This is a genomic window from Nocardia stercoris, from assembly GCF_003696265.1.
Taxonomy (GTDB): domain Bacteria; phylum Actinomycetota; class Actinomycetes; order Mycobacteriales; family Mycobacteriaceae; genus Nocardia; species Nocardia stercoris.
The window spans coordinates 300,389-318,751 of record NZ_RFFH01000006.1; the positions used below are offsets into that span (position 1 = coordinate 300,389).

Genomic DNA, 18,363 nt, shown 5'->3' on the forward strand with positions numbered 1-18,363 from the left:
ACAACCGAGGAGCGAGATGCCCGACGGTCCCAGGTACCAGCGGATCGCAGACCTCCTCCGCGAGGAGATCCGTAGTGGCCGGTGGAAACCCGGCGACAAGCTACCCAGCCACAACGAGCTGGCGGCACAGAGACAGGTCTCCATCACCACCGCACGCAATGCGATCCAGGTGCTGGTGGCCGAAAACCTGCTGTACACAGCCACGTCCCGCGGGACCATCGTGCGAAGCCAGGAGGTGCTGGAATCCGTGGTCACCAACCACATCCGGCCCGACCGGCCGAAGTCGGCGCACGACATCTTCTCCGAGATCGCCCGCGCCGCGGGCCGCGAACCCGACAAGCAGTTCTCCGCCCGCATGGAACCCGCCAGCGCCGAGGTCGCGCACTGGCTGGGCATCGAGAAGGACGCCTGGGTGGTGTCGCGCACCGTTGTGCAGTACCTCGATCACGAACCGTGGTCGTGGGAGGTCAGCTTCTATCCCCGGGATCTGGCCGAGGCCACCGGAATCGACTCGCCACACGACATTCCGGAGGGCACCACCCGGCGACTCGCCGAGCGTGGCCATACCGAGACAGCCCATCGCGACACCGTGGTCTCCCGCCCCGCCCTGTCCGACGAGGCGGAGGTCCTCGGCGTCGCCGCCGGCACCATGCTGCTGGACCATCTGCGGATCGGCGCCAACAGCGAACGCATCACCCGAGTCACCCGGCATCGCTCGGTCGCCGCGCGCAACCGGCTCGCCTACGAATTGGGCGACAGCGCCGGCACCGAGGTCATCCGCCGCACCCTGGGCACCGCACCCCCGCCCGGCAATTCGCATTCGTTCGGGCACTCGCTGGTACCCGGGTCGGCGTGAGCACGACGATTCGCGCGGCCTATGCGAGCGACGTCGGCTTCATCTGCCGGCTGCGCCTGCAACGTACGAATTGGCTGGCGGCCCGTGGTTCCGACCAGTGGACCCGAGAGGGGCGCGGACTGCCCATCGAATCGTTCGCCCGCGCGGTCGGACGATCCATCGACGACGGCGAGACCTGGATCGCCGAGCTGAAGGGCGAACCGGCCGGCACCATCACGGTGAATCACCGTGCCGACGAGGGACTCTGGTCGCCGGGCGAGATCGCCGACGCGGTGGTGGTGCACTTCATGATCGTCGATCTGCGGTTCGCCGGGAACCGGGTCGGCGCGGCACTGCTCGCGCACGCCGCCGCCATCGCCCGGGCCCGGCACCGGACCTGGGTGCGGCTCGACGCGTGGACCACCAACAGTGGCCTGCACGACTACTATCGCCGCGCCGGGTTCCGTCTCGCCCGCTTCGCCGGGCCGGAGGTCTCCGGGCCGTCCGGCGCCATGTTCGAACGCCGCTCCGACGCATGGCTTTTCGATCAGGGTCCGCAGCTGCCCAGGTGGCGCCGGTCGGAACTACGGCTGCCGCGCTGAGCCGCGGCGCACGGTTCGGCACCGTCGGCGCACCCCGGTGGGCTCCGTCCGCACGCGGCGGCCTGCGATGATGGGCCGATGCGAATCCTGGTGCAGCGCGTCACGACCGCACAGGTGACCGTCGACGGGGAGGTGGTCGGGCGGATCGACCCGGCTGCCACCGGGGCGCCGCACGGGCTGCTGGCGCTCGTCGGCGTCACGCACAGCGATACCGAGGCGACCGCGAAGTTGTTGGCGGACAAGCTGTTCCATCTGCGGATCCTCGACGGCGAACGATCCGCCGATGAGCTGTCCGCACCGATTCTGGTGGTCAGCCAGTTCACGCTGTACGCCGACACCCGGAAGGGCCGGCGCCCCTCTTGGAACGCGGCCGCGCCGGGCGCGGCCGCCGAACCGCTCGTCGCCGTGGTCACCGCCCGGCTGCGGGAGCTGGGCGCCGAAGTCGCCACCGGGCGGTTCGGGGCGCACATGCAGATCGGGCTGGTGAACGACGGGCCGGTCACCGTCCTGCTGGAATCACCGGAGGCCGAGCCGCGCTCGTGAGGCGTGCGGACCTCGGTGCCGAGTAAGGGCTTGCGGCGCCCGATAGGGTGGGACCGAGACCTGGGGGTGCTTGTGACGGAACAACAGCCCGGCGGGACGCCGCCGGTGGACGACTGGTGGAACCAGCAGTCGTTCGGGGTGTCGGATCAGACGCCGAGTGCACCGGCCTATCAGCACACCGGGGCACCGACCTATCGAGGTGGATTCGCCGGACCCGGCTATTCCCCTGCGGGAACGGTGATTCCACCGCTCCCGCCATCGCCTCCGACCACGCGCCGGAAGCTCCCCGTGGTGGCGGTCCTCGCGATACTCGCTGTGGTCCTGTTGGTTCCGGCTACCGGCGCCGCAGCGCTCTGGTGGTTCTCGTCGAAACCTGTTGACACAGGAGCTATCTCGACCACTACATCTTCGGCGCCTTCCACCACCTCGGCGCGTCCCTCGACCTCGGTCGGTGCGGTCGCCCTGTCCGGCAAGTGGACCGGGTCCTACACCTGCAGCCAGGGCCGGACCGCCCTGGAGCTGGACATCACCTCGGACGCCGCCGCGGATATCGAGGCCGTCTTCACCTTCGGCCCCACCGCCGACAATTCAGCTGTGCCGGCCGGCTCGTTCGCCATGCGAGGCACGCTGTCCGGGCAGACACTCTCCCTGACCGGAGATCACTGGATCCAGCGGCCGCCAGGATGGGTGATGGTCGGACTGTCCGCGGCAGTGAACGGAACTCGGCCGCAGAGCATCTCCGGCAGCGTGGTGGCCGATGGATGCACCACCTTCTCGATCACCCGGGATCCGGTGTAGTACAACGGAGTTCCGACGACTCCGGAAAGAGTTCCGGCCGTGTATGTTTCGCCCATGACGTCTGAATCCCGGGCCACACATCCGTTTCCCCGCCGGTTCGGCAGGGTGCTGGTGGTCGCGGCGCATCCCGACGATGCGGAGTTCGGCTTCGGGGCCACCGTCGCCCGATTCGTGGACGAGGGCACCGACGTCACCTACCTCGTGGTGAGTGACGGATCGCAGGGCGGAGAGGACCCGGCGGAACCGGCCGCGGATCTGACCGCCACCCGCTACGCCGAACAGCGAGACGCGGCAAAGGTTCTCGGCGTCACCGAGGTGTCCTTCCTCGGCTTCCCGGACGGCGCACTGACCGACGGTCCGGACCTGCGCAAGGCGCTGGCCCGCGAGATCCGCCGCTACCGCCCCGATCTCGTCCTCACCCACAATCCGCTGCGGTCACTGCAGTTCCCGATCGGGGCGTCGCACCCGGATCATCTCGCCGTCGGCGAAGCCACCCTCAACGCGGTGTTCCCGTTCGCCCGCAACCCGCGGGCCTTCCCGGAGCTGCTGACCGAGGGTTTCGCCACCCACCGGGTCGCCGAGGTGTGGGTGCCCGGCTACGAGCACACCGACCTGCTGATCGATGTCGACCACACGGCCGAACGCAAGGTGGAGGCGGTCCTGGCACACCGCAGCCAGTTCCGCGAGTCCGCCGATCCGCGCGCGGACGTGGCCTGGGTCACCGAACGCATGCGCGGCTACGGGCGCACCCTGGGCTGCGAGTTCGCGGAGGGATTCAAGCGGATCGTGATCGAGCCGGTCAGCGACGACCCGGCCTGACCAGGAACTGCACCACCACGAAGCCGGCCACCAGGGCGGCGGCGGGCAGGAACAGGCTGCTGCCCATGGCCTCGGCGAACGGGCCGCGCAGGAATTCCGGCAGCGGCCCGGCCGACTGTCCGGTTCCCGCACCGGATCCGGCCGGGAGCTGCGCGGCGAAGCGCTGGAACTGGTGCTCGACCTGGTGCTGCATGAACACCCCGACCGCGGCGCTACCCAGCACGCCGCCCACCTGCCGGGTCGCGTTGTAGACCCCGGAGCCGCCTCCGGCGAGGCCCAGCGGCAGATCCCGGTTGGCGGTGGCCGTCAGCGGGCCCCAGATGAAGGCGTTACCCGCGCCGACGAGGGCGATGGGCAGCAAGAGCACCAGCACCGAATCCCGGTGCGAGGCGGCGCTACCGAGCCAGAACAGTGCCGCGGCGTTGACCGCGAACCCGAATCCGGTGACATAGCGCGGATGCATCTTGTCGATCAGGCTTCCGGCCACCGGCGCCAGCCCAGCCGCGCACAGGGCCAGCGGGATCAGCAGCATGGCCGAACGAATCGGGCTCAGCCCCAATGATTTCTGCGCGAACAGCATGAGCGGGACGGCCATCCCGGTGAGGGAGAAACCCATACCCGCGACGGCCAGGCAGGACAGCGCGAAGTTGCGGTCGCCGAACAGTCCCAGGGGCATCAACGGATCCGCCATCCGCGACTCCCACCAGACGAACAGCGCCAGCACGACCAGTCCGCCGATAATCAACCCCCACACCGAGATCGGGAGTATCCCGAGTTCACCGATCCGGCCCCAGTCGTAGCGCTGTCCCTCCTGCAGACCGAAAACCACTGCGAGCAACCCGATCCCGCTCAACACGATGCCGGGCCAGTCGATCCGGTGCCGATGCGTGGGCAGGTCCGGCACCAGCAGCACGGCGGCGACCAGGGCCGCCAGCCCGAACGGCACGTTCACGAAGAACACCCACTGCCAGCCCAGGCTGTCCACCAGGAGACCTCCCGCCAGCGGCCCGACCAGAATCGCGACGCCGCCGACCGCACCCCACAGCGCCATGGCCTTGCCGCGCTTGTCCGCCGGGAAGGTCCGCGTGATCACCGCCATCGTCTGCGGCGCCATCAGCGCCGCGCCCAGCCCCTGGACCACCCGAGCGGCGATCAGCATCTGCGCGGTGCCGGACAGACCGCACCAGGCCGACGCGGCCGTGAACACCACCAGACCCGCCACATACAGCCGTTTCGGCCCGAACATGTCCCCGAGCCGCCCGGACAGCAGCAGCGGCACGACATAGGCCAGCAGATAACCGCTGGTGACCCAGACGACGGAGTTCAGGTCGGTCTTCAGATCCACCCAGATGGTGTCGGCGGCCACCGAGACGATGGTGGAATCGACCAGGATCATGAAGATCCCGGCCACCAGCGCCCACAGCGCCGGCCAGGGCCGGTAGTCCGCCGACAGACCGGGCAGGGTTTCGGGCTCGTCAATTCCGTTGGACTGCATCGGCGGACGCCATCCTCTCCGGTCCGAACGCGGAAATGTCCACGGTGGAACGACCTTCGGTCGCCAGCTGGGCCAATACCTCTCCGATGCCGGGCGCGAACTTGAACCCGTGACCCGAACAGGCACTCGCGTAGACGACCCCGGGCAGTTCCCGGGACCGGCCGATGAGGAAACTCTCGTCCCGCGACATGGTGTAGACGCAGGACGTGCCGCGGCCGGTACTGCGCACGCCCGGCAGCAGCGGCCGGATCGTCTGCCACAGTTCGAGCCGTTCCGCGTCGGCGGGCGGGCGACGGCCGCTGTCGATGTCCATCGGCGACAGCTGGCGATTGTGGAAGCCGAGTTTCAGACCGCCGTCCACCATCTGCCACTTCGGCAGACCGTAGACGAGCGCGCCGTCGGTGTGCTCGTAGAGGAATACCGGGAACCGCCCGGGAAGATGGTCCCGCTCGACCGATTCCGCCACGTCGAATTCGTAGACCGGGATCCGCATCGGCGTGACCAGTGGCGCGATCTCGCCGGGCAGGAAGCGGCCGATCCAGCCGCCCACAGCCAGAACGACAGTGCCGCAACCGACTTCCCAGCCGGCCCCGCGAACCGTCAGCGCGCCACCCGACGCCGGTTCCAGCGCACGGACCGTGCGCCCGTAGACGATCTCGGCACCGGCGGCACCGGCCCGGGACAGATAGTTCAATCGCGCGTGGTCCGCGAACAGCATCAACGCGTCCGGCTCGTAGATCGCGACCGCGTCGTCGGCGACCCGGAACGCCGGAAACCGGGCCGTGATCTCACCGGCGTCGAGGTATTCGTGGTCGATTCCGCCGCGCACCGCGGTGTCGCGCGAACCCTGCACCAGTTTCGAGTCGGGGGAACCGACGAACAGGCCACCGGTCCGCACCGCGATGGTGTCGTGGGTCGCGCCGTCCAGCTCCATCCAGCCGGCGTAGGACCGCTCGAGCAGCGGAAGGTACTGTTCGCCTTCCCAATAGGCGCGCCGGAAGATCCGGGACTGGCCGTGCGAGGAGCCCAGCACGTTCAGCGGGCCGTGTGCCTCGACGCCGAGCACCTTCAGCCCGGTGCGGGCGAGGTGGTAGAGCGCCGAGGCGCCCATGATGCCCAGTCCGACGACCACGACGTCGTAGGTGGGCCCGACATCCGGATCCGTCGTTCCCATGGTCAGCCGGCGGTCCGTTCGTGCGCCGCCACCCCGGCCAGGGGCGGCAGGCCGCCGGGCACCGGCAACGGGGTGACGCTCATCTCGGTGATCTCGTAGAACCAGTGGATGGTGTCGTCCCGGGTGACGTAGTGGGCCGCGTATTCCTCTCGGCCCCGCTCGAATTCGCGGACCAGCGAGGCCCGCGCCTCCTGCCATTCGTCGGTGTAGAACATCAGCGGGAACTCGAAGCGGTCCAGCAGCTGGGAGTGCAGCGCGGGCCCGTTGTTCGACCGATGTGCCGCCCGGGCCCGCCGGATGATGTCGGCGATCCCGACCAGCGAGTTGAGACCGACGATCGCGCGCCCGTTCTCGGCCAGGTGCTCGGGCAGGAGCTGCAGGAAGCGCAGCAGTACGCGGTCGCCGTAGAACATCGCGTCCAGGTTGAGGGAGCGGAACTTCTCCCCCAATTCGGTCTCGAGCAATCCGGGTGGCGCCCGCCATCCCGGCGGGTTGAACACGATGAGATCGTAAGGAGCGGAATCGGTTTCCTCTCCCGGAAACAGATCGCAATGCGTGAAGTCGACGATCGAATCACCGAAGTTCTCCGATTCGTTCTGCCGCGCCGTGGCTACCGCCGCCGCACAGATATCGGTGGCCGCGATCGAGGTCGCTCCCATCGACCGGAGCAGGAGTGCGATCACACCACTTCCGGTGCCGGCATCCAGAATGCGGCCGCCTAGTTCGTGTTCCCGCAGATGGCCGACCAGATGGTCACCGAGGGCGAGCCCGGCCCGGCTCACCCGGAAAGTTCCGGGCCGATCGTAGAGACGAAACTTGTGCCCGCCGCTGAATTCGACGTCGTAAGAATCTCCGGCGCAGACGTTTTCACTCATCCGCCGCTCCCGCGCCGGCACCGGAGCTCATGGCGGAAGCGAGCTCCCGTGACCGCTGCGCGGACGCGGCGAGCGCGGTCATGACGGAGTTCTTGAGTTCGGCCGCGTCGAATGCCGCGATTCCGCGTTCGGTCGTCCCGTTCGGAGTCATCACCTCACGACACAGCTGCATCGGCGGCTTGTCGCTGTGCGCGATCAGGGTGGCGGTGCCGCCGAAGACCTGGACGGCCATTTCCCGGCCGGCTTCCGCGGTGAATCCCCGGTCGGCGGCGAACTGACAGAAGGCGTCCACGATATAGCTGACGAAGGCCGGGCCGCCACCGCAGAACGCGGTGGCATCGTCGATCAATTCCTCGGAGTCGACGCGCAGCGCCTTGCCGATCGCCTTCAGCAACAGATCGGACTGCGCGACAGTGTTTTCCGCGACCGCCGGACCCGCGTAATACACCGACATACCCTGGAATACCTCGGACGGGGTATTGGGAATCGAGCGAACCACCTGCGTGGTGCCCAGAGCCTCGGCGATGGTGCCGGCGTTCAGTCCGGCCATCACAGAGAGCACCGGCGTCTCCGGCGCGAACTTGTGGCGCTGTGCCGCCGCGAAATCACCGAATACCTGTGGCGGCACGGCGATCACGACGAAATCGCCAGGAGCGATCTCCAATTCATCGGTCACGGCGATGCCGCCGAATTCGGTCAGCATTTCCCGGCGTTGCGGACTGGTCTCGACGGCGACGATCGCGCAGTCCGGCGCGCTGCCCAGCAGTCCCCGGACGATCGCGAAACCCATGTGGCCGCAGCCGACCATGACGATGCGCGCGGGTAGTTCGGGGTCGGTGGTGCGGGTGGTGTCAGTGTGCGGCACGGGTCTCGCCCTCCAGTACGTCCGGGCGCGCTACCGACGCCTTCTGTTCCGCGGTTGCCCGCTCCTCGAATGCCGTGACCACGTCGGACACGGTGGTGCGGTGCAGGACCCGGCGCTGGGTCAGGTCGTAGGGCCGGCCGCGGTGCATGGTGCAGCGGTTGTCCCAGATCACCAGGTCACCGACGGTCCAGTCGTGGTGGTAGACGAACCGGTCCTGGGTCGCGAACTCGATGAGTTCCTCGAGCAGCGCCCTTCCTTCGGCGAGCGGCATGCCGATGATGTGCGAGGCGTGCGAGGCGAGGTAGAGGCTCGTGCGCCCGGAGTCGGGATAGAAGTCGACCATCCGCTGCGGCACCGACGGCAGGGCGCCGGGAATATCGCTGTTGAATCCGTCGAACCCGATCTTGCTACGCGAGTGGGCGATACTGTGCTCCGCGACCAGCTCGGCGACCTGAGCCTTCTTTTCCGCCGGCAATGCGTCGTAGGCAGCGCGCATATCCGCGTACTCGGTCGCACCGCCGGTCGTCGGGATCTCCCGGGCCGAGAGCAGCGAACACTTCGCCCGGCGTGCCTTGAACGAACTGTCCGTGTGCCACAACTGGTTTCCCGCGTTGTAACCGACCAAGCGGTCCTTGGGATCGAGCAGGTTTCCCTGGTAGTCGAGGTTGGAGATATCGGTGAACTCGTTGCTCAGGCGTAGCGCGGCGCCGGCATAGTTCGGGGCCGTCTCGACCGGACCGAAGTTCTTGGTGAAGGCGAGCTGCTGCTCGTCCGTCAGCGGCTGACCCCGGAACACCAGAACGGCGTAGCGATCGAATGCCGCGTGGATTTCGGCGAAGACGTCGGCGGGCACCGGGTCGGTCAGGTCGACCCCCGCAACCTCGGCGACAAACAGCGGATGAATTGGTTCGATACTTATGGTCACGTGATTCCCTCCTCAGCGCATGGCATTAGAAGCTGTCATGGTGCATTGATTCCGCAAACGTGGTCGAGCCGAAGAACACTCGCCGTTGATGGCAGAAAGAATCGAGTCAGGAACATGGCCGACCACCGGAAGTTTCCTTACCGGCGCTCAGCGAGACGCCCGATACCCGCGTGTCACCCTACGGGGCCGAACTCCCCTTATAGGTAGGATGATTCATCGAAAATCCCCGATAGGTGGGATGATTTTCCGCGATGCGACTCCGCGCAACGCGCCCGCATCAGCAGGGCCGAATCGGCCCTTGTATTTTTCCGATCCTCAGTCGCACGCACCTATTTCTGCGGCAGCACACCCCACGTCGACACGCAACCCCCGGATCGCAAATGTCAACGCCATGTAACACTGCAACAAGCTGTTCGATCATTCGGTCAGCGAGTTGTATTGGGTTTCAAACAAACTCGTGGCCTCAAAAAGACACTAGCCCATATTTCGCTGTATCACAACGGAACTCGGTCTTCTCTCGAGACACCGTCACAGTTGGGAAGCCCTCGATACACCGTCACAGTTGGGAAGCCCTCGATACACCGCGGCGCCCGGGCCCGTACGGGAACCGGGCGCCGAGTACGCCGATCAGGCCACGCCCTCCGCGCGGGCAGCCGCGGCCACCGCGGCGGCGACGGCCGGCGCCACCCGCGGGTCCAGCGGGCTGGGCACGATCTTGTCGGTCGCGAGCTCGTCGGCCACCACCGAGAAGATCGCGTCCGCGGCGGCGATCTTCATGCCCTCGGTGATCCGGCGGGCACCGCAATCCAGCGCGCCCTTGAACACACCGGGGAAGGCCAGCACGTTGTTGATCTGGTTCGGGAAGTCGCTGCGGCCCGTCGCCACGACGGCGGCGTACTTGGCGGCCACCTCGGGGTGGATCTCCGGGTCCGGGTTCGACATGGCGAACACGAAGCACTCCGGCGCCATCGACGCGATGAGCTCCTCGGCGATCAGGCCTGCCGACAACCCCAAGAACACGTCCGCACCGGCCAGGGCCTCGGCGGGACCACCGGTGATCCCGCGCGGGTTGGTACGGCCGGCCAGCTCGGCCTTCACGTCGTTCAGGTCGGCGCGGTCCGCGCTGACGATGCCCTTCGAGTCGAGCACGACGATGTCGGTGACGCCGGCCGCGAGCAGGATGTTCGCGCAGGCCACACCCGCGGCACCCGCACCGGACACGACCACCTTGAGGTCCGCGAGGTTACGGCCCTGCACCGCGACCGCACCCTTCAGGCCCGCGAGCACCACGATGGCGGTGCCGTGTTGGTCGTCGTGCATGACCGGGCAGTCCAGGGCCTCGACCAGCCGCTGCTCGATCTCGAAACAGCGCGGCGCGGCAATGTCTTCCAGGTTGATCGCGCCGTAGCTCGGGCGCAGCTTGACCAGCATGTTCACGATCTCGTCGACATCGGTGGTGTCGAACACCAGCGGAATCGAGTTCAGGCCCGCGAACTTCTTGAACAGCGCGGCCTTGCCCTCCATCACCGGCAGCGAGGCCAGGGCGCCGATGTCGCCCAGACCCAGCACCGAGGTGCCGTCGCTGGCGACCACGACCAGCCGCTCGGCCCAGGTGTGGGTCTTCGACAGCGACGCGTCCTTGGCGATGGCCCGGCTGACCTGGGCGACACCGGGCGAGTACGCGATCGACAGGTCACGCTGTGTCTCGACCCGGGTGGACAGCTCGACCGTCAGCTTGCCGCCGACGTGGCTGTCCATGATCTCCTCGTCGGTGATGGCGGCGACAGTACCCTCGGGGGTCTCGGTCACGGAAGTCACGTAATTCGCTCCTTGATCTGATCAGCGGTCGGGGAAACCGCGGAGGTTTGGTGAAATATCAAGCGCCACAAGAACTCAGGGCTTGATCCAGGTCACTGAGGAGGTCTTCGACGTCCTCCAGCCCGACCGAGATGCGCACCACGCCGTCGGTGATCCCGGCGGCGGCACGTCCCTCGGGACCCATGGACCGGTGAGTTGTGGTGGCGGGGTGAGTGATCAGGGACTTCGTGTCACCGAGATTGTTCGAGATGTCGATCACCCGCAGCGCGTCCAGCAGCGCGAACGCCCGCTTCTTCGCCATCGCCTCGTCGTCGGCGACGAGTTCGAAAGTGACCACCGTGCCGCCCGCACTCATCTGCCGCTTGGCCAGCTCGTACTGCGGGTGCGAGGGCAGATACGGGTAGCGCACCCAGCGCACCGCCGGATGCTGTTCCAGGAACTCCGCGATCCGCAATGCCGAAGCGCTGCAATGCCGTACCCGCATCGGCATGGTCTCGAGGCCCTTCACCATCACCCAGGCGTTGAACGGACTCAGCCCGGGACCGGTGTTGCGCATCAGCTTCTGCACCGGGCCCTCGATGTACTCCTGCGAACCCAGGATCACCCCGCCCAGCACCCGGCCCTGTCCGTCGATGTGCTTGGTGCCTGAGTAGACCACCACATCCGCGCCCAGGTCCAGGCTGCGCTGCAACACCGGCGAGGCGAGCACGTTGTCCAGAACCACGGTCGCGCCGGCGGCGTGGGCCAGCTCCGAGACCCGAGCCACATCCACGATCGACTGCATCGGATTCGCCGGGGTCTCGAAGAACACGGCCGTGGTCGGCTCGCTCAACGCGGCCTCCCACTGGTCGAGGTCCTCACCGTCGACGAATACCGTCTCCACGCCCCAGCGCGGCAGGATCTCGTTGCACACCACGAAACACGAACCGAACAGCCCACGCGCGGCGACCAGGCGGTCACCGGCACCGAGCAGCGCGCCGAGCGCGGTGAACACCGCACTCATTCCGCTCGACGTGGCGAAACAGGCCTCGGCCCCTTCGATCAGCCGGATCCGTTCCTCGAACATCGACACCGTCGGATTGCGGAACCGGGAGTAGACGAAGTGGTCGAGGTCGCCGGCCAGGGCCGCCTCCGCCGACGCCGCGTCGGCGAACACGAAACTCGAGGTCAGGTACAGCGCCTCGGACGTCTCCTCGAAACCGGACCGCATCAGCCCGCCCCGGACCCCGAGCGTGGACAGGCCCACGCCCTCGGGCAGCGGCTTGTCAAACGCGCCACCGCGCGGCATGCTGCTCACGAAATCCTCCTCTGCGAAGCGTGTTTCACGACGGTCAGACGGCGGCGATCAGCCGGTCGAGGGCGGCCTGCAGGCGGCCGGGTTCCTGGGCGAAGCAGATCCGGAACCAGCCGTCGTTGCCCGGGCCGAAGGCCGAGCCGGGCGCGATCCCGACGCCACCGCGGGTGACCAGGTCCTCGGCGAAGGCCAGCGAGTTGTCGACGCCGTCGATCCGGAAGTAGGCGAAGAACGACGCCGGGACCTGCGGCGCCAGGATGCGGTCGTGACCCGCGAAGGCCTCCGCCACGATGCGCCGGCCACGCGCGGAGTGGTCCTGCATCTGCTTGACGAACGGCTCGCCGTCGCGGATCGCGGTGACGCCGGCATGCTGCACGAAGGTGGCCGAGCCGGTGCTGTTGATGGCGCTGAGGTTGCCGACCTGGATGGCCAGGGCGGTCGGGTGCACCACCCAGCCCAGACGCCAGCCGGTCATCGACCAGGCCTTGGAGAAACTCTGGATCACGAACAGCGGGTCCTCGTCGGTGGCGACCTCCAGGAACGAGGCCGCCGCGGTCGCGCCGTCGTAGACGATCCGGCTGTAGACCTCGTCCGCGATCACCCAGGTGCCGAGGCGGCGGGCCAGGTCGAGCACCTCGCGCTGCTGCTGCGACGGCATCACCCAGCCGGTCGGGTTGCTCGGTGAGGTCACGAAGATGGCGCGGGTCCGGTCGTCGCTCGCGGCCTCGACGGCGGCCAGGTCCAGCTCCCAGGCGCCGTCGCGCTGCTCCAGGTTCACGAACCGGACCTCGGCGCCCATCGCCTCGATGGCGATCACGATGTTCGGCCACACCGGCGCCACCACGACGACATTGTCACCGGGCTCGACCAGGCACTGCAGCGAGATCATGATCCCGCTCATGCCCGAGGACACCGCGGAGATCCGCTCCATGTCCAGGTCCACGCCGTTGATCTTCTGGTGGTACTCGTGGATCGCCCGGCGCAGCGGCTCGACGCCGCGACGGTAGGCGTAGGTCGTCTTACCCTCCGCGATGGCCCGTTCGAGCGCGTCGACGATGAACGGCGGTGTGGGCAGGTCGGATTGGCCGAAGCAGAGATCGAGGGTGTCCGGGTTCGCCTGGCAGATGCGCGCGATGTAGGCGATCTCCTGGGTCCGCGTGTGCAGCAGCGCCGGCCGGAAGGACAGCACGTTCTTGGATTCCGATGTCATTGCGGTTGTCTCCTAGCTGGTTCGGAACTTCGACCCTCACCGGACCCGCGGCAGGCGGATCAGCGGCCATGGAGTCGGCATCTCCCCCACCGGAACCACGATCACCGTGGGTGTTCCGGTTCGGGCGAACGCCTTGTCGATCTCGGTCCGCAGTTCCTCGGGGTCGTGTGCGCGGACACCGACGGCGCCGAACGCCTCGGCGAAGGCGACGAAGTCGGGGTTGCGCAGCGCGGTGCCGAGTGCGGAGGGCATGGAATTACGTTGGGAGCGTTCGACGTTGGCATAGGAGCCGTCGTCGAACACGACGGCGACCACCCCGATCCCGTGTTGCACCGCCGTCGCCAATTCGACTGCGGTGTAGAGGAATCCGCCGTCACCCGAGATGGACAGCACCGGCCGGTCCGGGTGGGCCACCTTGACACCGAGGGCGGTCGCGAAACCGAAGCCCAGGGCACCGACATTGGTGGACGAGATGTAGGTCGAGGGCGCCGACACCGGAAACTGCACCCAGGCGACGTAGCCGACCTGGGTCAGTTCGTCGACGAAGTAGCCGTCGGCCGGCAGGGCCGCACGCAGGGCGCGCAGGAAGTCGACCTGCGGTGTGAGCCGGTCGATCTCGGCGTCGACCGCGCGCCGGGCCGCGGCCACGGTGGCCACCCATTCCGTGTGATCGGCGGTCGGCGGCGGGCCGTCGAGCAGTGCCCGGACCGCGTCCGCGGCGTCACCGACGACCGCGACCTCGACCGGCGCCTTGCGGATCTCGGCGTCGTCGAGGTCGATCCGGATGATCCGCAGACCCTCGACGCCCCACTCCGAGAGCGGCCTCCGGAACCGGGTGCCGATCGCCAGGACCACATCGACCTCGGTCCAGACCCTGTGGGCGACCGGGAAATTGATCGCCAGCTCGTGATCGGCCGCGAGGATCCCGCGGCCGCCGACCTCGGTGGCCACCGGTACCGCGAGCAGTTCGGCCAGGGCCCGGATCTCCGGCGCCGCCGCGCGGGCACCGCTGCCCACGTAGATCATCGGGGCCCGAGCCTGGGCCAGGACCGAACGCGCCGCCTCGATCGCGGCCGGATCCAGTGCCCGGTCCACCGACGGGGCCACCCATGCCTCGGGTGCGGTGACCTGCATGTTCAACACGTCTACCGGGATCTCGATCGACACCGGCCGGGGCCTGTACTCGGTGAGGCGGTGGAACGCCTCACCCACCACCGCAGTCACCTGGTCGGGCTGCTCGACCCGCGCCGCCCATCCGGACAGGCTTTCCAGCACACCGAGCTGCTCGGGAATCTCGTGCGGAACACCCAGGCCGCGACCGAGATACGGCATCGAGATCTGGGTCGCGATACACAGCACCGGGACATTGGCCGCCCACGCAGTCGCCAGTGCCGCAGTCGAATACAGCACACCAGGCCCGGAAATCACCAGGAACACACCGATTCGGCCGCTGGACCGCGCGTACCCGTAGGCCATGAACGCCGCGGCCTGCTCGTGCCGGGTCTGCACCACCTGGATCCCGGTCCCGGACAGTGCCCGGAAGATCGCGTCGTGCTGCTCACCCGGAACGGTGAAGACGACCTCGACGCCTTCGTCGACGAGTGTGGCGACGAGATGCTCTGCGACGTTCACAACTACCTATCGGTCCAGCGGAAACGATTGTCGGTCATGGCTTTCCGGGTCCGATTCAGAGCGCGTTCTCCGCATCGATGTACTTGGTGAGCTCGTTGAGGAGCACCGATCGCTCCGGCGGCACGGTCCGGACGAACCGCTTCTCCTTGCGCAAATAGTCGGAGAAGAACTCGATCCGCTTGTCGAAGAACCGCTCCAGCGTGGACGGGTCGTCGAAGGACTCGTCGATAATGTAGAGCCGGTCCTGCATCCCGAGCAGCTTCAGCATGTAGTCGGTGAACTCCCCGACCGCGGACTCCGATCGTCCCGTCACGTGATAGATGCTCCGCTGCGGTTCCGCCAGTTCGGCATTCACGATCGACAGCGAGTCGGTGACGATGTGGTCCACCGGGATGAACGAGATGCGACAGCTCCGGTCGGCCGTGAACCGCACGGAATCATCGGAATCGCCCAGCATCTCCTTGAATTTCCGCAGCTCGCTGAGGAATCCGTAGAGCCCGGTGTAGCTACCGCTCGGCTTGTAGTCGACCGACGAGCCCACGATCACCGACGGGCGCAGGATCAGTGTCCGCGGGCCCTCGAAGCCGGCCACCAGATGCTCGGCGGCGCACTTGCTTTCCTCGTAGACGTTGCTCCAGGCCGCTGGCTGGTGCAGTTCCTCGGGAATGTCACCGTGCAGCGCGCCACAGGTATACGCGGTAGACATGTACACGAACAGGTCCGCACCCATGCTGCGGGCCAGTTCCAGCGCGTGCCGGGTGCCGTCGACGTTGGTGGCGAACACCTGGTCGCGGCGGCCCTTTCGCCACTGCAGCGAGGCGGCCAGATGCCAGAAGATCAGCGGGCCGTCACCGCGCTCGACGGTGGCGGGGTCGACCCCGCACAGTTCCTCGGCGAGCTCGGACTCCACCACCGTCAAGCGGCTACGGTCGCGGTCGCCGAATCCGGCCACCTGCAAGGCCTTGTCGACCCGGTCGGCGGCGGGCAGCTCGGAATTGCTGCGGGCCAGCGCGTAGACCGGGTCGGACGGGTCGCCGGCCAGCAGCTCGGCCAGCAGATGGCTGCCGACGAAACCGGTCGCGCCGGTCAGAACGTGTTGCGTCATGTCAGATCGCTTTCTCGACTGCGCGAGCCAGATCGTCGGCGGAACGCACCTCGATGTCGTCCGTCACCTGCGCTCGAAGATCCTTGATACGGGCCGTCTTCCAGCTCACCCAGCCCCCGGTGGTGCTCTTCAGATCGAGCAGCGGGTGGATCCGGACCTCGGCGGCCACACCGAACGCGGCGGTCAGCCGGTCGGCGACCAACGCCTTGATCCGGTCGTGGTCGACGCCCTCCTTGGCCTTGATCCGCACCACGAGCCGGTCCACACCGTCGGTGGCGTGAATGTCGATCTCGTAGCCGTACACCAGTTTCGGGTCGGCCAGAATGGCGTTGTCGATCTCGGCGGCACCGCGCTTGATACCACCGATCTCGGTCATGTCCTTCACCCGGCCGAGCACCTTGATCACCCGGTGGCCCACGGCGTCGGTTCGGATGTCGACCAGATCACCGGTCCGATACCGGATCAGCGGCTTGAGGCCCGGCACCAGATTGGTCAGGCACAACTCGCCGTACCCCTCGAAGCCGAGCGTCTGCTCGGTCTCCAGGTCGAGCACCTCCAGCAGATAGGTGGGCTCGAGGACCACCTGCGACCCGTCGGGCCACGCCAGTGCGGGCGTACCCGCCTCCTGGGAGCCGTAATTGAAGTTGTAGGCCGCGCACTGCCAGGTCTCGGCGAGGAGGTCACGCATGTTGTCGGTACACATCTCACCGGTGGTGAGCAGCACCTTCACGTGCAGGTCGTCGGGCACCTCGATGCCGTACGCCGCACTCATCTCGGCCAGCGCCATCAACAGTCCGGGCGAGCAGTAGAGGATATTGACCTTCAATTCGGCCAGCACCTCGAAGAACCGGGCGAAACCGAGCGTCGGCGAGACCGGGAACAGGTCCAGCTTGGTGATCCCCGCACGCTGCGCCGCGAACGACAGGCTCAGACAGGCCGAGTGCACGTCGTTCGGCGCGATCACCGCCAGCACCGGCCGCTCACCGCCGGGCGGGAAGTGCTTCTCGACGACCCGCTCGAGGGCGTGCGCGAACGGCAGCCAGTTGAGCTCGAAGTCGATCGGCGCCCGCGGGCATGGGGTGGGCCGGCCGGTGGTGCCGGTGGTCTCGAAGTAGAACGCGGCCTCGCCGATACTGCCCGACAACACATCGTGCAGTTCCGTGCGCAGATCGTCCTTGGTCGTGAACGGAATCCGCGCGAGATCCGACAGCTGCTCGATGTCGAGGTCGACACCGGACAGCCGCCGGCCGTAGAACGGCGACTTCTCGTAGACGTGCCCGAGCACAGTCCGCAGCGCGGACGTCTGCCACTCGACGAGCTCCTCCGGCGTCACCTGCCCGTCGTTCCAGCGCGTCATGAAGTCGACCCATGGGGCAATAGCCACTTACCAGGACTCTCTCTAGCAGGGAATACGGAAGTTTTCAGCTGGGCACGGCGACAGTCGCGAGCGCGTCCACCAGCGGCCGGAGTTCCTCCGGCGTCAGCTCGACCAGCGGCATCCGGACCGTCGCGTTCGGGATGACCCTGAGTTCCGCGAGCGCGGCCTTCGCCATGATCGCGCCGCCCGCGGCTCGCATCATGGCGTCGGTCAGCGGGAGCAGCGACCGCTGGACGGCCCGGGCCACCCCGAGCTCGCCGTTGCGGACGGCCGCGATCAGTTCGGCGTTGCGGGCGGCCGCGACATTGCCGACCACGCTCAGCAGGCCGGTGGCACCGGCCGCCAGGTACGGCAGGTTCAGCTCGTCGATACCGCAGTAGTAGGCGAGAGCGGTGCGGTCCATGACCGACTGCGCCTCGAACAGATCGCCCTTGGCGTCCTTGACCGCGACGATCCTCGGGTGCGCGGCGAGCTCGACGATCGTGGCTTCCGACATGGCCATGCCGGTGCGGGCCGGCACGTCGTAGAGCATCACGGGCAGTGCGGTGGCGTCGGCCACGGCCAGGCAGTGCGCGATCACCCCGGCCTGAGTCGGCTTGGAGTAGTAAGGGCATACCAACAGCAACGCATCCGCGCCGGCGGCCTCGGCATCGCGGGCCCGGCCGATGGTGGCCTTCGTGTCGTAGGTGCCGACCCCGGCGACCACTTTGGCGCGGCCGGCGGCGCGGCTCGCCACGGCCCGCACCAGCCCGGCCGACTCGGCGTCGCTCAGGGTGGGCGACTCACCGGTCGTGCCGTTGACCACGAGACCGTCGCAGCCGGTGGCCAGCAGGTGGTCAACCAGACTGTCCATCCCCGGCTCGCTGAGCGAACCGTCGGGATTCATCGGCGACACCATTGCGACGAGGTTGGAACCGAAGAGGAGGTCAGCGGATTGCTGTGGCTCGGTCATGGCCTCGATCCTGCCGCCGGCCTCCTGCGCGGTCCAGCAACCG

17 protein-coding genes are annotated in these 18,363 nt (G+C 67.7%); 5 read left to right on the plus strand and 12 right to left on the minus strand.

Annotated features, from left to right (window positions below; all coding sequences use genetic code 11):
* The first annotated feature begins 16 nt into the window (after positions 1–16).
* The 5 genes from EBN03_RS16935 to EBN03_RS16955 all read left to right on the plus strand — a co-directional run bounded on the left by EBN03_RS16935 (position 17) and on the right by EBN03_RS16955 (position 3,597).
* Complete coding sequence (locus EBN03_RS16935; protein WP_122188987.1) at positions 17–856, plus strand: GntR family transcriptional regulator; 840 nt, start codon at positions 17–19, stop codon at positions 854–856.
* The gene (locus EBN03_RS16940; RefSeq protein WP_122188988.1) at positions 853–1,437 is read left to right on the plus strand and encodes a GNAT family N-acetyltransferase; all 585 of its coding nucleotides are present in this window, start codon (positions 853–855) and stop codon (positions 1,435–1,437) included. The genes EBN03_RS16935 and EBN03_RS16940 overlap by 4 nt, the downstream gene beginning before the upstream one ends.
* Before the next feature lie 78 nt (positions 1,438–1,515).
* Entirely contained in the window at positions 1,516–1,980 is a 465-nt protein-coding gene (dtd, locus tag EBN03_RS16945) for a D-aminoacyl-tRNA deacylase (RefSeq protein ID WP_122188989.1), read from the plus strand.
* 288 nt (positions 1,981–2,268) lie between these two features.
* Positions 2,269–2,778, plus strand: a complete 510-nt coding sequence (locus EBN03_RS16950; protein ID WP_147471615.1) for a hypothetical protein — start codon at positions 2,269–2,271, stop codon at positions 2,776–2,778.
* Positions 2,779–2,832: 54 nt separating this feature from the next.
* Positions 2,833–3,597, plus strand: coding sequence for a PIG-L deacetylase family protein (locus tag EBN03_RS16955; RefSeq protein ID WP_122188991.1), 765 nt, complete (start codon positions 2,833–2,835; stop codon positions 3,595–3,597).
* On the opposite strand, the gene EBN03_RS16960 is transcribed toward EBN03_RS16955, so the two are convergent.
* From EBN03_RS16960 to dapA, 12 genes are all read right to left on the minus strand, one after another.
* Positions 3,578–5,092, minus strand: coding sequence for a DHA2 family efflux MFS transporter permease subunit (locus tag EBN03_RS16960; RefSeq protein ID WP_122188992.1), 1,515 nt, complete (start codon positions 5,090–5,092; stop codon positions 3,578–3,580). The genes EBN03_RS16955 and EBN03_RS16960 overlap by 20 nt on opposite strands.
* Positions 5,073–6,266: an N-methyl-L-tryptophan oxidase gene (gene solA, locus EBN03_RS16965; protein WP_158675653.1), complete on the minus strand. Its 1,194-nt coding sequence runs from the start codon at positions 6,264–6,266 to the stop codon at positions 5,073–5,075. The genes EBN03_RS16960 and solA overlap by 20 nt, the downstream gene beginning before the upstream one ends.
* 2 nt (positions 6,267–6,268) lie before the next feature.
* On the minus strand, positions 6,269–7,141 hold the full coding sequence (locus EBN03_RS16970) for a methyltransferase (protein ID WP_147471616.1): 873 nt from the start codon (positions 7,139–7,141) through the stop codon (positions 6,269–6,271).
* Positions 7,134–8,006 carry a pyrroline-5-carboxylate reductase family protein gene (locus tag EBN03_RS16975; RefSeq protein ID WP_122188995.1) on the minus strand — a complete coding sequence of 291 codons (873 nt, stop codon included), beginning with the start codon at positions 8,004–8,006 and terminating at the stop codon, positions 7,134–7,136. Before EBN03_RS16975 ends, EBN03_RS16970 begins: the two co-directional genes overlap by 8 nt.
* Positions 7,993–8,931, minus strand: a complete 939-nt coding sequence (locus EBN03_RS16980; protein ID WP_122188996.1) for a TauD/TfdA dioxygenase family protein — start codon at positions 8,929–8,931, stop codon at positions 7,993–7,995. The genes EBN03_RS16975 and EBN03_RS16980 overlap by 14 nt, the downstream gene beginning before the upstream one ends.
* A 627-nt stretch (positions 8,932–9,558) precedes the next feature.
* Positions 9,559–10,749 carry an NAD(P)-dependent malic enzyme gene (locus tag EBN03_RS16985; protein ID WP_407671164.1) on the minus strand — a complete coding sequence of 397 codons (1,191 nt, stop codon included), beginning with the start codon at positions 10,747–10,749 and terminating at the stop codon, positions 9,559–9,561.
* Between the two features lie 58 nt (positions 10,750–10,807).
* On the minus strand, positions 10,808–12,046 hold the full coding sequence (locus tag EBN03_RS16990) for an O-succinylhomoserine sulfhydrylase (protein ID WP_199742812.1): 1,239 nt from the start codon (positions 12,044–12,046) through the stop codon (positions 10,808–10,810).
* Positions 12,047–12,080: 34 nt separating this feature from the next.
* A complete protein-coding gene (locus EBN03_RS16995) occupies positions 12,081–13,253 on the minus strand; it encodes a pyridoxal phosphate-dependent aminotransferase (RefSeq protein ID WP_122188998.1) in 1,173 nt (390 codons plus the stop codon).
* Between the two features lie 36 nt (positions 13,254–13,289).
* The gene (locus EBN03_RS17000) at positions 13,290–14,885 is read right to left on the minus strand and encodes a thiamine pyrophosphate-dependent enzyme (RefSeq protein ID WP_122188999.1); all 1,596 of its coding nucleotides are present in this window, start codon (positions 14,883–14,885) and stop codon (positions 13,290–13,292) included.
* Positions 14,886–14,940: 55 nt separating this feature from the next.
* Positions 14,941–15,990 (minus strand): SDR family oxidoreductase, encoded by a 1,050-nt coding sequence (locus EBN03_RS17005; RefSeq protein ID WP_122189000.1) that lies wholly within the window; start codon positions 15,988–15,990, stop codon positions 14,941–14,943.
* 1 nt (position 15,991) lies between these two features.
* Positions 15,992–17,374 carry a phenylacetate--CoA ligase family protein gene (locus tag EBN03_RS17010; protein WP_147471617.1) on the minus strand — a complete coding sequence of 461 codons (1,383 nt, stop codon included), beginning with the start codon at positions 17,372–17,374 and terminating at the stop codon, positions 15,992–15,994.
* A gap of 37 nt (positions 17,375–17,411) precedes the next feature.
* The gene (gene dapA, locus EBN03_RS17015; RefSeq protein ID WP_122189002.1) at positions 17,412–18,320 is read right to left on the minus strand and encodes a 4-hydroxy-tetrahydrodipicolinate synthase; all 909 of its coding nucleotides are present in this window, start codon (positions 18,318–18,320) and stop codon (positions 17,412–17,414) included.
* Between the last annotated feature and the right edge of the window lie 43 nt (positions 18,321–18,363).

Bases quoted from the DNA above. Each gene is read 5' to 3' on its own strand.
- EBN03_RS16935 (WP_122188987.1), top strand. From the start codon at position 17: ATGCCCGACGGTCCCAGGTACCAGCGGATCGCAGACCTCCTCCGCGAG.
- dtd (WP_122188989.1), top strand. From the start codon at position 1,516: ATGCGAATCCTGGTGCAGCGCGTCACGACCGCACAGGTGACCGTCGAC.
- EBN03_RS16955 (WP_122188991.1), top strand. From the start codon at position 2,833: ATGACGTCTGAATCCCGGGCCACACATCCGTTTCCCCGCCGGTTCGGC.
- EBN03_RS16960 (WP_122188992.1), bottom strand. From the start codon at position 5,092: ATGCAGTCCAACGGAATTGACGAGCCCGAAACCCTGCCCGGTCTGTCG.
- solA (WP_158675653.1), bottom strand. From the start codon at position 6,266: ATGGGAACGACGGATCCGGATGTCGGGCCCACCTACGACGTCGTGGTC.
- EBN03_RS16970 (WP_147471616.1), bottom strand. From the start codon at position 7,141: ATGAGTGAAAACGTCTGCGCCGGAGATTCTTACGACGTCGAATTCAGC.
- EBN03_RS16995 (WP_122188998.1), bottom strand. From the start codon at position 13,253: ATGACATCGGAATCCAAGAACGTGCTGTCCTTCCGGCCGGCGCTGCTG.
- EBN03_RS17005 (WP_122189000.1), bottom strand. From the start codon at position 15,990: ATGACGCAACACGTTCTGACCGGCGCGACCGGTTTCGTCGGCAGCCAT.
- dapA (WP_122189002.1), bottom strand. From the start codon at position 18,320: ATGACCGAGCCACAGCAATCCGCTGACCTCCTCTTCGGTTCCAACCTC.